This window comes from Streptomyces sp. NRRL B-24085, assembly GCF_001282115.1.
In the GTDB taxonomy this organism is placed as follows: domain Bacteria; phylum Actinomycetota; class Actinomycetes; order Streptomycetales; family Streptomycetaceae; genus Streptomyces.
The window spans coordinates 1-13,826 of the sequence record NZ_LJBR01000218.1 but is presented as its reverse complement, the minus strand read 5'-3'; the positions used below and the strand labels follow the sequence as shown (position 1 = coordinate 13,826).

At 72.6% G+C, this 13,826-nt stretch carries 11 protein-coding genes and 1 pseudogene; 5 read left to right on the top strand and 7 right to left on the bottom strand.

Going from position 1 to position 13,826, the window contains the following annotated elements; translation table 11 throughout:
- Positions 1 to 90 precede the first annotated feature (90 nt).
- Complete coding sequence (locus AOJ26_RS23360; protein WP_053850302.1) at positions 91 to 630, bottom strand: hypothetical protein; 540 nt, start codon at positions 628 to 630, stop codon at positions 91 to 93.
- A 431-nt stretch (positions 631 to 1,061) separates the two neighbouring features.
- Between AOJ26_RS23360 and AOJ26_RS23355 the strand changes: the two genes are divergently transcribed.
- From AOJ26_RS23355 to AOJ26_RS23340, 4 genes are all read left to right on the top strand, one after another.
- Positions 1,062 to 4,049, top strand: coding sequence for a nitrate- and nitrite sensing domain-containing protein (locus tag AOJ26_RS23355; protein WP_053850315.1), 2,988 nt, complete (start codon positions 1,062 to 1,064; stop codon positions 4,047 to 4,049).
- Positions 4,046 to 4,468 (top strand): roadblock/LC7 domain-containing protein, encoded by a 423-nt coding sequence (locus tag AOJ26_RS23350; protein ID WP_053850301.1) that lies wholly within the window; start codon positions 4,046 to 4,048, stop codon positions 4,466 to 4,468. The genes AOJ26_RS23355 and AOJ26_RS23350 overlap by 4 nt, the downstream gene beginning before the upstream one ends.
- 9 nt (positions 4,469 to 4,477) lie before the next feature.
- On the top strand, positions 4,478 to 4,873 hold the full coding sequence (locus AOJ26_RS23345; RefSeq protein WP_053850300.1) for a DUF742 domain-containing protein: 396 nt from the start codon (positions 4,478 to 4,480) through the stop codon (positions 4,871 to 4,873).
- 365 nt (positions 4,874 to 5,238) lie between these two features.
- The gene (locus AOJ26_RS23340) at positions 5,239 to 5,844 is read left to right on the top strand and encodes a GTP-binding protein (protein ID WP_053850299.1); all 606 of its coding nucleotides are present in this window, start codon (positions 5,239 to 5,241) and stop codon (positions 5,842 to 5,844) included.
- A 70-nt stretch (positions 5,845 to 5,914) separates the two neighbouring features.
- Here AOJ26_RS23340 and glpK read toward each other — a convergent pair whose 3' ends face one another.
- The 5 genes and pseudogenes from glpK to AOJ26_RS23320 all read right to left on the bottom strand — a co-directional run bounded on the left by glpK (position 5,915) and on the right by AOJ26_RS23320 (position 11,051).
- Positions 5,915 to 7,426, bottom strand: a complete 1,512-nt coding sequence (gene glpK / locus AOJ26_RS23335) for a glycerol kinase GlpK (protein WP_053850298.1) — start codon at positions 7,424 to 7,426, stop codon at positions 5,915 to 5,917.
- 84 nt (positions 7,427 to 7,510) lie between these two features.
- Positions 7,511 to 8,236: an MIP/aquaporin family protein gene (locus AOJ26_RS23330; protein WP_053850297.1), complete on the bottom strand. Its 726-nt coding sequence runs from the start codon at positions 8,234 to 8,236 to the stop codon at positions 7,511 to 7,513.
- Positions 8,237 to 9,054: 818 nt separating this feature from the next.
- Positions 9,055 to 9,312: pseudogene (locus AOJ26_RS44525) on the bottom strand (diguanylate cyclase); the annotation flags it as partial.
- A gap of 105 nt (positions 9,313 to 9,417) precedes the next feature.
- Entirely contained in the window at positions 9,418 to 10,608 is a 1,191-nt protein-coding gene (locus AOJ26_RS23325) for a lipid-transfer protein (RefSeq protein ID WP_053850314.1), read from the bottom strand.
- Positions 10,605 to 11,051, bottom strand: a complete 447-nt coding sequence (locus AOJ26_RS23320; RefSeq protein WP_234358652.1) for a Zn-ribbon domain-containing OB-fold protein — start codon at positions 11,049 to 11,051, stop codon at positions 10,605 to 10,607. Before AOJ26_RS23320 ends, AOJ26_RS23325 begins: the two co-directional genes overlap by 4 nt.
- Before the next feature lie 111 nt (positions 11,052 to 11,162).
- Between AOJ26_RS23320 and AOJ26_RS23315 the strand changes: the two genes are divergently transcribed.
- The gene (locus AOJ26_RS23315) at positions 11,163 to 11,699 is read left to right on the top strand and encodes an NUDIX domain-containing protein (protein WP_053850295.1); all 537 of its coding nucleotides are present in this window, start codon (positions 11,163 to 11,165) and stop codon (positions 11,697 to 11,699) included.
- A 3-nt stretch (positions 11,700 to 11,702) separates the two neighbouring features.
- Here the strand turns inward: AOJ26_RS23315 and AOJ26_RS23310 are convergent.
- The coding region (locus tag AOJ26_RS23310) for a TIM-barrel domain-containing protein (protein WP_053850294.1) at positions 11,703 to 13,826 on the bottom strand (2,124 nt) is incomplete at its 5' end.

Sequence of the window (13,826 nt, the reverse complement as noted above, 5' to 3'; positions counted from 1 at the left end):
CACGCCGTAGAGGACTGCGGGGCCGCACCACTGGGTGTCGGCCCCGCCGTATGAGCGCGCCGATCCATGACGGACGTGCGCTCGCCGGGCTCAGGAGTGGGACAGCCGCCCCGTGCTGCCGCCCTGACGCCGTATCCGCTCCTGGGTCCGCTCCGTGATCCGGGCATGACGCCGGGCCTTGCGGCGCTCGCGGCGCAGCGCGCGGGCCGTGCTGCTCGGAGTCGACACCACGCCGTGACGCTGGTTCCACACCTGGCGGGTCACCCAGACGTCGAGGGCGCCCCAGGTGGCCACAACCGTGCTGGCCACGCTGCTGAGCACCATCGGGAACGCCAGCCAGGAGCCGGCCATCGTGCACAGGAAGGCCACCATCGCCTGGAGCAGGGTCACCGCGATGATGAGCACCGCCCGCACCGCGGAGGTCCGCACCGGGTCCGGCAGCCGTCGCCTGCGCGCGGGTTCCTCGACCCACAATGGCCGGTACGGCTCCTCGCGGGCCGCGGCGCGCCCGCCCGGCACGTCCGATCGCGCCGGTGCGTCATGACCCCGCGCCCCGGGGCGCCGTGGCGTCGCCGGACTCGCTGTCCTCACGCCGGTCCCCGGCGCCTCCTGCCGTTCCGCCGTGCCCATCACCGTGTCACTCCCCACCGCCGGCAGACCCCCCGTCCCGGTGTCCGTGGACCGGGCCTCAAGGGTGGCTGCCCGGCTTGCGCTGCTTTACGCCGCCCAGTTGCAGATGCGGCTCCTGTGGCCGAATCCACCGCCATTTCCCGAAGAGAAGGACGAACAAGACTCCTTCAAGATTCCCGCGTGCCCCCAAAGAAACGAAAAAATCCAGCCAACCGCCCACCCTGAGCGGTCGGTTCCGGTCCGACACGACTCGCCTGGTCGCGGGAGGCAATCTCCCGCAAAGGCGGGACAACTCCCCATGTCCCGATCCCGGGGCGCACGTTCTGGTTCCGGACGCAACTTCGAGTTACGTGTGCGTCGGTAGTAGGCTCGCGCCGTTTGTTGACGTACATGTGTACCCCCGGCCGGCGGGGGTCGAGCTGGGGGAGGCCATGCGCTTTCGCGGGAAGTCCATCCGCCGGAAGATCGTGGCGCTGCTTCTCGTGCCGCTGGTGTCCCTGGTCGCGGTGTGGGGCTTCGCCACGGTGCTGACGGGACGTGAGGTCGCCCGGCTCTTCGAGGTGTCGACCGTCACGGAGAAGCTCGGGTATCCCATCGAGGACACCGTGCGCGTGCTCCAGCAGGAACGCCGCCAGACGCTCGTCTACCTGGCCGATCCGCGCGCGTCGGACGCCCTGTCCGCGCTGCGCAGCACGAGGGACGCGTCGGACGAGGCCATCGCCAAGTTCCGCCGCAACGCCCGCGACCCCGACGTCCGCGACGGCATGGACCAGGACGACGACGAACGCCTCACCGCCGTCCTGGACGCGTTCGACGGCATCGAGTCGCTGCGCCGGACCGTCGAGGACGGCACCGTCTCCAGGTTGCAGGCCCTGGACCAGTACAACCGCCTGGTCGACCCCGCCTACGCCCTCCTCGCCACCCTCGACGGCATCGACAACGTCGAACTGGACAAGCAGGCCCGGGCGCTGGTCAACATCACCCGTGCCCGCGAACTGCTCTCCCGCGAGGACGCCCTCCTCGGCTCCGCCCTCGTGGTGGGCAAGCTCACCCGTGACGAGGTCCGCGACGTCTCCGACCTGATCGCCCAGCGGAACCTGCTGTACGACACCACCCTGGCCGTGCTGCCGACCTCGGAGCGCGAGCGCTACGAGCGTTTCTGGAAGAACGCCGGCACCGCTCCGCTGCGTGCCGCCGAGAAGTCCGTCGTCGGCGCCGAGCCCGGCACGGCCGGCGACGTCAGCGCCAAGAGCTGGGACGCCGCCGCGGGCAACGTCCTCGACGAACTCGCCAAGCTCGACGACCAGGCGGGCGACCGCCTCCAGGACCGCGTCCGGCCGGACGCGATGGCGGTCATCGTCAAGGCGGCCGCAGTCGGCGTCCTCGGTCTGATCGCCCTGCTGTTCTCCCTCGTGCTGTCCGTGCGCGTCGGCCGTGGCCTCATCCGCGACCTGCGGCAACTGCGCCTGGAGGCCCACGAGGCCTCCGGCGTACGGCTGCCCAGCGTGATGCGCCGCCTCTCGGTGGGCGAACAGGTCGACATCGAGACCGAGGTCCCGCGCCTGGAGTACGACAAGAACGAGATGGGCGAGGTCGGCCAGGCCCTCAACACCCTCCAGCGTGCCGCCGTGGAAGCCGCCGTCAAACAGGCCGAGTTGCGCGCGGGCGTCTCCGAGGTCTTCGTCAACCTCGCCCGGCGCAGCCAGGTCCTGCTGCACAAGCAGCTCACCCTGCTCGACACCATGGAGCGCCGCACCGAGGACACCGACGAACTCGCCGACCTGTTCCGCCTCGACCACCTGACGACCCGTATGCGCCGGCACGCCGAGGGCCTGGTGATCCTCTCCGGCGCCGCCCCGTCCCGGCAGTGGCGCAAACCCGTCCAGCTCATGGACGTCGTCCGCGCGGCCGTCGCCGAGGTCGAGGACTACGAGCGCATCGAGGTCCGCCGGCTGCCCAGGGTGGCCGTGACCGGCCCCGCCGTCGCCGACCTCACCCATCTCGTGGCCGAACTCCTGGAGAACGCCACGGTGTTCTCCCCGCCGCACACCGCCGTCCAGGTCCTGGGCGAGCGCGTCGCCAACGGCTTCACCCTGGAGATCCACGACCGCGGACTCGGCATGGCCGCCGACGCGTTGCTGGACGCCAACCTCCGGCTCGCCGAGACGCCCGAGTTCGAGCTGTCCGACACCGACCGGCTGGGCCTGTTCGTGGTCAGCCGGCTCGCCCAGCGGCAGAACGTCCGGGTCTCGCTCCAGCCCTCGCCGTACGGCGGCACGACCGCGGTCGTCTTCATCCCCGACGCGCTGCTGACCGACGACGTCCCCGACACCAACGGCATCGGCTTCCGCCTCGACCGCCCCCGGCCGTCGAAGGAGGCCGAACTGGAGGAGGCCCAGCGCGTCTCGCTCACCCGGCGGCCGGCCCAGCTCACGCCCGCGATCCTCGACGGTCCGGTCGAACTGGAGGCTCCGGTCGACCTGGACACCCTGAACGACCTCCCGGGCGTGCTCGATTCCGAGGACAGCGAGCGCGGCGGACTGTTCCGGCCGCGCCGCACCCTGGCCCAGGTCGACGACGAGCCCCCCGGAACCGACGCGGCGGGCATCGGCGAGGACGTCCCGGGCGCTCCGGTGTCCCTGTCCCGCCGCCGGGCCAAGCTGGTCAGCTCCCACGGACGCCCGGTCACCGACGAACACACGGGACGCGAGGACGCGGACCGGACGCCGACGGCCGGCCCGGGCGCGTCCCGGTCGCAGACCGGCCCCTCGGCGGGGCCGGCGCGCTCCGAACCCCCGACGCTGCCGAGCCGCCGCCGTGCCGCGGCCCTGCGCCGGAGCACCGGCGTGGCCGACCCCTTCGACGAGCTGACGCAGACCCGGGCGTCCTCGGCGTTCCCGGCTCCCGGGGCACCGGCTCTGCCCCGGCGCACCCGGCGTGCCGAGATCGCGTCCAGCGGACCGGCCACGGACGACACGGCCACCGGCGCCACCGGCGGACCGGGCGCGCATACGACCGCTCCCGGCACCGCGGGCCTGGCCGCGGACGCCCTCGGGCGCGGCGGCGTGACCGACGCCGCCCGGCCCGACCGGGACGAGTCCGCCCGCGGCACCGCCGGAGCATCCGGCTCGGGCAGGCCGCCCCTGGGCGTCCCCCGGGGAACCCAGGACGCCGCCTCGGGGTCCGCCCCGCTGCCCCGCCGTGTGCGCCAGGCCAACCTGGCCCCGCAGCTCAAGCAGGCCCCCGAGCGGCGCCCCCAGAACCAGCCGGAGCCCGCCGAACGGGACGCCGACGAGGTACGCAGCCGCATGGCCTCGCTCCAACGGGGCTGGCAGCGCGGCCGCGAGGAGAACGCCGGGAGCGACGACACGTCCGGCGGCACAGCACCACAACGAACGACTAAGGGGGACGGTCGATGACCGCACCGAAGGCGACCGACAAGTCCGGCGAGCTCAACTGGCTCCTCGACGACCTGGTGGAGCGCGTCGCGAGCATCCGCAAGGCCCTGGTGCTCTCCAGCGACGGCCTCCCGACCGGCGTGTCCCAGGACCTGACCCGCGAGGACAGCGAGCACCTCGCAGCCGTGGCGTCCGGGTTCCACAGCCTGGCCAAGGGCGTGGGCCGGCACTTCGAGGCGGGCAGCGTCCGGCAGACGGTCGTGGAACTGGACGACGCCTTCCTGTTCGTGACGGCCGCGGGCGACGGCAGTTGCCTCGCCGTCCTCTCGGACGCCGACTCGGACGTGGGTCTCGTCGCGTACGAGATGACGCTCCTGGTCAAGCGGGTCGGCGCGCATCTCGGTGCCGCCCCGCGCACCGATCTGCCCCAGGGCGGGTAGTGAGATGGCATGAGCACAGACGGTCAGGGAAGAAGCCACTGGTTCGACGACGAGGCCGGACCCGTGGTCCGTCCGTACGCCATGACGCGTGGCCGCACCACGAGTGCCGGTCAGCACCGACTCGACCTGATCGCGGTCGTCGTGGCCGAACCCCACACGGACGACCCCGAAGGGGACCACTCGCTGTCCCCCGAGCACGTGGACATCGTCGACCTGTGCCGGGAGAACCCGCAGTCGGTCGCCGAGCTGTCCTCCGAACTGGACCTGCCCATCGGGGTCGTACGCGTCCTGGTGGGTGACCTCGTCGCCTCGGAGTGGGTCCATGTGAACCGGCCGGTGCCGCCCGCGGAGCTCCCGGACGAGAGCATCCTGCGGGACGTGATCAACGGCCTGCGGGCCCTGTGACCGGCTCTCCCGGGCGCCGCTCCCCGGTGTCGCGAGGCACGCACGGACGGCGTCCGGGCCCGGCGCCGATCCGCCCGGCCGACGCGCGCGCCCGCGAGGCCCGTCCCGTCGGCCGGGGGCGGGCGCCGGCAGGCCCCTGGCCTATGATCTGACAGATCGTCGACGACCCTCTGCGGACGGCCCGCCCCGCCCCGCGGAGACGGTTCCGAGCAGTGCGATCGGGGAGACGGACGTGACGACTTTCCGGCAGCTCCGGTGCGGCCGAGGTGACCGTCACCGGCACCACGGGACGGTGGACTCGGAGGCAGGCGCCGCCGGTGGCCCGCCGTCGCCCCAACACCCCCACCTGGCAGGAGAAGAGACCAATGATCTTCGGGCGTTCTGAGCGCGGCAAGCCCCCGGTCGAGCCCGTCACGCTCAAGATCCTGGTGGCCGGCGGCTTCGGCGTGGGCAAGACCACGTTCGTGGGCGCGGTCAGCGAGATCAGGCCGCTGCGCACCGAGGAACTGCTCACCGAGGCAGGGCGCCCGGTCGACGACACCAGCGGCGTCGAGGGCAAGCGGACCACCACCGTCGCCATGGACTTCGGACGCATCACCCTGCGCGATGACCTGGTGCTGTACCTGTTCGGCACCCCCGGACAGGAACGGTTCTGGTTCATGTGGGACGAGCTCTCCGAGGGCGCCCTGGGAGCCGTCGTGCTCGCCGACACACGCCGCCTGGAGGACTGCTTCGCGGCCGTCGACTACTTCGAGCGCCGCTCCATCCCGTTCATCGTCGGCGTCAACTGCTTCGAGGGGGCGATCCGTTACCCCGAGGAGGACGTACGGCAGGCCCTCGACCTCGACGAGGACGTGCCGGTCGTGCTGTGCGACGCCCGGGACAAGCAGTCGGTCAAAGAGGTGCTCGTGGGCGTCGTCCAGCACGCGATGGCGTACTCCGCGCGCCGCCGGCAGACCGTCACCACCTGAGGCGGGGAAACGGCCCGTACCCCCGCCGACAGGGGTACGGGCCGCGCTGGACGGCACCACGCGCGTGTGCCTAGTCGTCGCCGCCCTCCTCCCACCCGAAGCTCTTCTCCACGGCCTTGCGCCAGTTGTGGTACTGGCGGTCGCGGACGGACGCCTCCATGTCCGGCGTCCACTCGACGTCCTTCTGCCAGTGGGACTTCAGCTCGTCCAGGTCGTTCCACACGCCCGTGGCCAGCCCGGCGGCGTAGGCGGCACCGAGACAGGTGGTCTCGGAGACCTTCGGCCGGACCACCGGAACGTCGAGGACGTCCGCCTGGTGCTGCATCAGCAGGTTGTTCTTGGTCATGCCGCCGTCCACCTTGAGGGTGGTGATCCGCACCCCGGAGTCCTGGTACATGGCGTCCACGACCTCGCGCGTCTGCCAGCTGGTCGCCTCCAGCACGGCCCGCGCGAGGTGCGCCTTGGTGACGTACCGCGTCAGGCCCGTGACGACCCCGCGCGCGTCGGAGCGCCAATAGGGCGCGAACAGGCCGGAGAAGGCGGGCACGATGTACGCGCCACCGTTGTCCTCGACACTGGCCGCGAGGGGCTCGATCTCGTCGGCGGTCCGGATGATGCCCAGCTGGTCGCGGAACCACTGGACCAGGGCGCCCGTGATGGCGATGGAGCCCTCCAGGCAGTAGACCGGCGCCTCGGAGCCGATCTTGTAGCCCATCGTCGTCAGCAGCCCGTTCTTCGACGGCACCGGCCGGTTCCCCGTGTTGAGCAGCAGGAAGGAGCCGGTGCCGTAGGTGTTCTTCGCCGTGCCCACGTCGTAGCAGGCCTGCCCGAACACCGCGGCCTGTTGGTCGCCCAGCGCCGATGCCACGGGCACGCCCGCGAGTTGGCCGACCGCGGTGCCGTAGACCTCGGCGGAGGACCTGATCTCGGGCAGGACGGCGGCGGGCACGTTCATCGCGGACAGGATGGACTGGTCCCACTGGAGCGTCTCCAGGTTCATCAGCATGGTCCGCCCGGCGTTGGTGACGTCCGTGACGTGCCGCCCGCCGTCGGTGCCGCCGGTGAGGTTCCAGATCAGCCAGGAGTCGATGGTGCCGAAGGCGATCTCGCCGTTCTCGGCACGCGCCCGCAGCCCCGGCACGTTGTCCAGCAGCCAGGCCGCCTTCGGCCCCGAGAAGTACGTGGCCAACGGCAGCCCGGTCTGCTCGCGGAACCGGTCCTGCCCGTCCGAGCCGCCGAGCTGGTGGGTCAGCGCCGCGGTGCGGGTGTCCTGCCAGACGATCGCGTTGTGCACGGGCTTGCCCGTGGCGCGGTCCCACAGGACCGTCGTCTCGCGCTGGTTGGTGATGCCCAGGGCGCTGAGCTGGTCGGCACGCAGCCCCGCCTTGGCGATCGCCCCGGCGACCACGGCCTGCACCTTGGACCAGATCTCGGTTGCGTCGTGCTCCACCCAGCCCGGCTTGGGGAAGATCTGGCGGTGTTCACGCTGGTCGACGGCCACGATCGCGCCGTCCTGGTTGAAGATGATGCAGCGGCTCGAGGTGGTGCCCTGGTCGATAGCGGCGACGAACTTGTCCGTCATGACGTCCCCTTCGTCGGTTCCTGCACGCGGCGGTTTTCCCGAAGGCCGGTGTTTCAGAGGCCGGTGTCTCAGAAGGCCCGTGTCTCAGAAGGCTGCGTTGAAGATCACCCCGGACAGCGCCCCGCCTATCAGCGGTCCCACCACCGGGATCCACGCGTAACCCCAGTCCGAGGTCCCCTTGTTGGGGATCGGCAGCAGGGCGTGGACGATGCGCGGTCCCAGGTCGCGGGCCGGGTTGATGGCGTATCCGGTGGGCCCGCCGAGCGACAGGCCGATGCCGACCACCAGGAAGGCCACGACGAGGACCGCGGTTCCGGACTCGCCGAGACCCTTGGTGAGTCCGAACGCCAGGATCGGCAGGACCAGGCCGACGGTGGCGATGATCTCCGTGACCAGGTTCGCCACCGGATGGCGGATCGCGGGCGCGGTGGAGAAGATCCCTAGCGTGGGCTGGGCGAGCTCCTCCTCGGCGTTGGCCCGGAACTGCGCGTAGTAGGTCAGCCAGCACAGGACCGCCCCGAGCATGGCGCCGACCATCTGCCCGGCGACGTAGACCGGCACCTGGTCCCAGTCACCGGTGTCGACGGCGATCCCGAGGGTGACGGCGGGATTCAGGTGCCCGCCGGACAGCGGCGCCGCGGTGTACGCCCCGGCCAGCACCCCGAAGCCCCAGCCGAACGCGATGACGACCCAGCCGGCGTCCTTCGCCTTGGAGTAGTTGAGTACGACGGCGGCGACCACGCCCGCGCCGAAGAGGATCAGAATCGCCGTACCGATGACCTCACCGAGGAATACGTCTCCGTTGCTCATGGCGGCTCCTAGGCCCTGGCCCGGGGTTCTCCCGCCCCGGTCCTCCGTGCAGGGTTGCGGTTCCCTTGGCGAACTGCCGAAGGGCAGGGAGGGTCCCGCGCCCCGCCCGGCGTCCGCGACGAGCGTGCCGTCGCGGCCGAATCGCCCGTGGGGGTAGGGGCCTTGGCTCGTGGGGGGCCCGCGCGGCGTGGTGCCTGGAACGCCGAGAATGTACGGCGATGTCGACCGACACCGGAAGTGTTCACCGGGCCCAGGGGAGCGTCAAGGTCGCCGACCGCACCGGTTGGGACGGGCCCTCGAACCGAGTCGACCGACGGCCGCGGACCAGGCGGAGCCCTGATCGCTCCCTTCTCGATCCGTACGGCGCCGCACCGGACGCTGCTCAGCCCTTCCCCAGCTCCACCACGGCGTGCCCCGTCGGGGCTGTCTGTGCGGCCGTCCCGCGCCGGATCTCGGTCCCTTCTCGATCCGTACGGCGCCGCACTGGACGCTGCTCAGCCCTTCCCCGGCTCCGCCACGGCGTGCCCCGTCGAGGCCGTCCGTGCGGCCGTCCTGCGCCGGATCTCGGTCCTTTCTCGATCCGTACGGCGCCGCACTGGACGCTGCTCAGCCCTTCCCCGGCTCCGCCACGGCGTGCCCCGTCGAGGCTGTCTGTGCGGCCGTCCCGCGTCGGATCTCGTGCCCCGGGCAGACCGGCCCGCCCCACCACCCAGCTCGCTCCGCCGAGCGCCTTGGCGGCCTTCTTCAAGGGTGCCAGGCAGGCGGCCGCCTCCCGGTGGTCGGCCACACTGCCCGGCGGGCAGACCAAGGTGGCCAGGGACAGCGTCACGGGCCGCCCGCCCGCCGCCCATGGCGCATCCAGCACGGAGGGGCAGCGGCAGCAGGGTTTCCCGGCGCGCCGCCGCACGCACCGCCAACACAGCCAGCCGCCCGTCGAGTTCCGGGTCCCGGCGGGCCTCGGCGAGGACGTCCCCGGTCTCCGGGCGGGCCAGTACCTCCAACCCCGCGACCCCGCCGGTGGCCAGATTGACCACGGGCTGGAAGACGAAGCGGAGAGTGTCCGTCCAGGAGCGCACGGGAGCAGGATGGCGCCCCGCGCGTTTGCCCGGGCCCGGTTCATGCGACGTTCACGCAGGATTCCCGGCCGCTCACGCAGCGTACGAGAGCCCGCTGTCCTCGGCTCACCGCACGGCGACCACCGCCGACCCGTGCCCGAACAGCCCCTGGTTCGCGGTGATCCCGACGCGTGCGTGCCCGACCTGCCGGTCACCCGCGTCGCCCCGCAACTGCCAGGTCAGCTCGCACACCTGGGCGATCGCCTGGGCCGGCACCGCCTCGCCGAAGGAGGCGAGCCCGCCGCTCATGTTGACGGGTATGCGCCCGCCCGGCGCCGTCGCCCCCTCGCGCAGCAGCTTCGCGCCCTCGCCCTCCGCGCACAGACCGAGGTCCTCGTACCACTGCAACTCCAGGGCGGTGGACAGGTCGTAGACCTCGGCGAGGGAGAGGTCCTCCGGCCCCACGCCCGCCTCCTCGTAGGCCGCGCGCGCGATGGACGCGCGGAACGTCACGGCGGCGGGCTCGACGGCCGCCGCGGAGTCCGTGGCGACGTCCGGCAGATCGAGCACCGTGTTCGGATACGTCGGCGTCACCGTCGACACCGCCCTGATCCGCACCGGGTCGGCCACGCCCCTGCGGCGCGCGAACTCCACGCTGGAGAGCACCAGCGCCGCCCCGCCGTCCGAGGTGGCGCAGATGTCGAGCAGCCGCAGCGGATCGGCCACCACGGCGGAGGCCGCGACCTCTTCCGCGCTGACCCGCTTCCGGTAGCGGGCGTACGGATTCAGCGCGCCCATGGCCGAGTTCTTCACCTTGACCTGGGCGAAGTCCTCCACGGTGTCCCCGTGCACGGCCATGCGCCGGCGCGCGTACAGCCCGAAGTAGGTCGGATTGGTCGCGCCGAGGACCCGGAACCGCAGCCAGTCCGGATCGTCGGGCCGGTCCCCGCCCGCGGGCCGGAAGAACCCCTTGGGGGCGGCGTCGGCACCCACCACGAGCACCACGTCGGCCAGCCCCGCCAGGATCTGGGCCCGTGCGGCGGCCACCGCCTGCGCCCCGGACGCGCACGCCGCGTACACGCTGGTGACGCGGGCTCCCTGCCAGCCCAGCGCCTTGGCGAAGGTCGCTCCCGCCACATAGCCGGGATAGCCACCCCGCACGGTGTCCGCGCCGACGATCGAACCGATCTCCCGCCAGTCCACGCCGGCGTCGGCCAGCGCCGCGCGAGCCGCCGCCACGCCGTACTCGACGAAGCCGCGCCCCCACTTGCCCCACGGGTGCATGCCCGCGCCTAGCACCGCCACCTCTGCCGTCATGCCGTCACCCCCGTCGGCCGCCACCGCCACGTCGTCCAGACCGTCTCCCCGTCCTCATGGAGCACACCGGGGACGACCTCCACCTCCGCGCCCACGGTCAGGTCGGCGGCGGTCACCCCCGGAACCGCCTGCCCCAGCACCACGATCCGCTCGGCGGCCAGCTCCACAGCGATCAACGTGTACGGCTCCCACGAAAGTTCCGGATCGGTCACATAGGGTGACGGAGGCCGGTAGCGGCTGTCGGTGAACGACCAGATCCGGCCGCGCCGCGACAGGGGGATCTCCGCCAGATCGCCCCCGGCGCATCCGGGGTTGCGGCAACGGCCGTCCTCGCGTGGGAAGAAGACCGACGCGCAGGCGGAGCAGCGGGTGCCCAGGAGCGTGAAGTCGTCCCCGTCGCCGGCGAACCATCCGGCGACCACAGGTGTACGCGTACGCGGCATAGCCCCTCCCGACCGGATCTGACGGAACGTCAGGAGTGTCGCACGGGCGGCCGCAAAGAGGCAGAGGGCCCGACGGAACCGGAGCGCTGATGATCGGATACAGTCCGCGGCGTGTCCGAAACTCAGCACTCCATCCCCAACTCCGCACCCGGTTCCCACTGTTCGAGCTGCGGAGCGCCCTACGGAGAGGGCGTCGCGGGCTGGCCCCGCACCTGTCCCGTTTGCGGCACCGTCGCGTACCGCAACCCCCTGCCGGTCGCCGTCGCACTCCAGCCCGTGTACGACACACAGGGCACCGCCCTGGTCGTCATCACCCGAACCGTGGCCCCCGCGCGCGGGGGCATCGCCCTGCCCGGCGGTTACGTCGACGACCGTGAGGACTGGCGGCACGCCCTGGTCCGCGAGCTCAAGGAAGAGACCGGCATCGACGCCGCGAGCCGCGACGTACGGCTCGTCGACGCGCTGAGCTCGCCCGACGGCCACCTGCTGCTGTTCGGGGTGCTGCCGGAGCGGCCCGCCGACGGCCTCCCGCAGTCCGCGGCCACCGACGAGACGGAGGGCTGGCACCTGCTGCGCAGGCCGGAGGAGCTCGCCTTCCCGCTGCACACGCTGGCCGTACGGGCCTGGTTCGAGGGCCGCTACGTCTGAGCCTCAGCGCGCTGTGAGCCCGCGCAGCCGCACCGGGTGGGACGGCTCGCTCAAGCCGTCCTCGCCCTCCCGCTGAACGACCACCCTCCGGCCCTCCCAGCGGGCGACGTAGCGTTCGATCTCCGGTTCGTCCCAGCCGTCGCCCGCGTCCTGGACGACCAGTCCGCCCCCGCTCCGTCCCCGGGCGGGAGCCCACACCTCCAGGACGGTCCGGCCGTCGTCCCCGCGCACCGGAATGACGGCACCCGCGCGCGCGAGCACCGGGATCCGCGACAGCGGAGCGTCGACGAGAACCTGTCCCGGCCCCTCGTACACCCGCTCCGTGACCGTGTCGTACCAGCGGCCCCGCGGCAACTGCACCGCGCGCCGGTCCCCGCCCGGATCGAGCACCGGTGCCACGAGCAGCCCGTCACCGAGCAGGAAGGCGTCCTCGCAGTCCCGCAGGGCGCGGTCCTCGGGCGCGGACCACCACAAGGGCCGTACGTAAGGCGCTCCGGTACGCCGGGCGAGCTGCGCGAGCGTCATGAAGTACGGCAGCAGCCGCCGGCGCTCCACGAGCGCCACGCGCGCGTGCTCCAGCACCTCGGCGCCGAACTCCCACGGCTCCCTGCGCCCCGCCCGCGGACTCGCGTGCGTACGGAACAACGGCAGATAGGCGCCGAGCTGGAACCAGCGCAGATACAGCTCCGGGGAGGGATGCCCGTCGTAGCCGCCCACGTCCGGCCCCGAGTACGGCACCCCGCACAGCCCGAGCCCCAACACGAGCGACAGCGAGGCCCGCAGGCCCGGCCAGCCGGTGGCCACGTCACCGGAACAGGTGCCCGCGTACCGCTGGATGCCGGCCCATCCGGAGCGGGAGAACAGGAAGGGCCGCTCGTCCGGGACCAGCTCGCGCAGACCCTCGTACGCCGCCCGGGCCATGCACAGCGCGTAGACGTTGTGCGCTTCCCGGTGGTCACCGCCACGGCCCTCCAGGGCGTGTCTCGCCGACCGCGGCAGGGTGGACTCACCGAACGCGTTGAAGGACGTGGGCTCGTTCATGTCGTGCCAGAACCCGCTGAACCCCGCCGCGAGCCGCTCCTGGTAGAGACGCCCCCACCAGGCACGCACACGCGCGTGCGTGAAGTCCGGATAGACCGCCTCGCCGGGCCACACCACCCCCTCCACGAGCCGTCCCGACGCGTCCCGCACGAAGGCGTCCTCGGCCGTCCCGCTGTCATGGACGGAGTTGCCGGGCGCGGCCTTGACCGCCGGGTTGACGACCGACACCAGCCGGACGCCGTCCCGCAGCAGGTCCCCGGCCAGTTGGGGCAGCTTGGGGAAGCGCTCCTGGTCGACCGTGAACACCTGGTGCTCGTCGTGGTGGTCGATGTCCAGGTGGACGGCGTCGAGCGGCAGACCGCGCTCCTGGTAACCGGCGACGATCCGCCGCACCTCCTGCTCGCTGCCGAAGCCCCAGCGGGCGTGATGATGGCCGAGCGCCCAGGACGGCGGCAGCGCGGGCGCGCCGGTCAGCGAGGCCCAGGCGAGCAGCACACGCGCGGGCGTGCCCACCATCACCCAGCAGCGCAGCGGCCCGCCGGTCATGCGCAGCTCGGACACCCCCGCCCGGTCGTGCCCGGAACCGGCGCCCTCCTCGCCCTCCCGCAGGGTCACGGTGCCGTCCCACGAGGTGTCGTGGAACACGAGGTGGGTGGCGGCGTCGGCCACCACCAGCTGCACCGGCATCGTCACGTACAGCGGATCGTCCCCCGGGCCGAAGGGCCGGCCGGGATCGGTGTTCCACAGCCGGTACGTCCCGTCCCGGAGCCGAGGCCCCGAGGCCCGTCCGCCCAGCCCGAAGAACCGGGCGTCGGCGGCCACCTCCGACCGCTGCACCCAGCGCGCCTCGCCCCCGCTCACCGGCTCCCACCAACGCGGCGGCAGGTCCCGGCGCAGGGCCACCCCGCCGGGCGTACGCACCTCGACAGCTCCGTGCCGCGACACCACGACCGTGGCCCGCTCGGACACGACCCGCCAGCCGCCGTCCTTGTCCGGCTCCAGAACCGCCCGGGGGTCCGGCTCCGGGCAGCGGCCCGCGAGCGCGTACGACGGCTCCGGTCCGGCCCCGTCCCACCCCCAGAAGAC

What these genes read in the sequence shown, in the direction of transcription:
- glpK (WP_053850298.1), bottom strand. Translation starts at nt 7,426, where the DNA reads ATGACGGACAAGTTCGTCGCCGCTATCGACCAGGGCACCACCTCGAGC.
- AOJ26_RS23320 (WP_234358652.1), bottom strand. Translation starts at nt 11,051, where the DNA reads ATGCCGCGTACGCGTACACCTGTGGTCGCCGGATGGTTCGCCGGCGAC.
- AOJ26_RS23355 (WP_053850315.1), top strand. Translation starts at nt 1,062, where the DNA reads ATGCGCTTTCGCGGGAAGTCCATCCGCCGGAAGATCGTGGCGCTGCTT.
- AOJ26_RS23340 (WP_053850299.1), top strand. Translation starts at nt 5,239, where the DNA reads ATGATCTTCGGGCGTTCTGAGCGCGGCAAGCCCCCGGTCGAGCCCGTC.
- AOJ26_RS23350 (WP_053850301.1), top strand. Translation starts at nt 4,046, where the DNA reads ATGACCGCACCGAAGGCGACCGACAAGTCCGGCGAGCTCAACTGGCTC.
- AOJ26_RS23325 (WP_053850314.1), bottom strand. Translation starts at nt 10,608, where the DNA reads ATGACGGCAGAGGTGGCGGTGCTAGGCGCGGGCATGCACCCGTGGGGC.
- AOJ26_RS23360 (WP_053850302.1), bottom strand. Translation starts at nt 630, where the DNA reads ATGGGCACGGCGGAACGGCAGGAGGCGCCGGGGACCGGCGTGAGGACA.
- AOJ26_RS23345 (WP_053850300.1), top strand. Translation starts at nt 4,478, where the DNA reads ATGAGCACAGACGGTCAGGGAAGAAGCCACTGGTTCGACGACGAGGCC.
- AOJ26_RS23330 (WP_053850297.1), bottom strand. Translation starts at nt 8,236, where the DNA reads ATGAGCAACGGAGACGTATTCCTCGGTGAGGTCATCGGTACGGCGATT.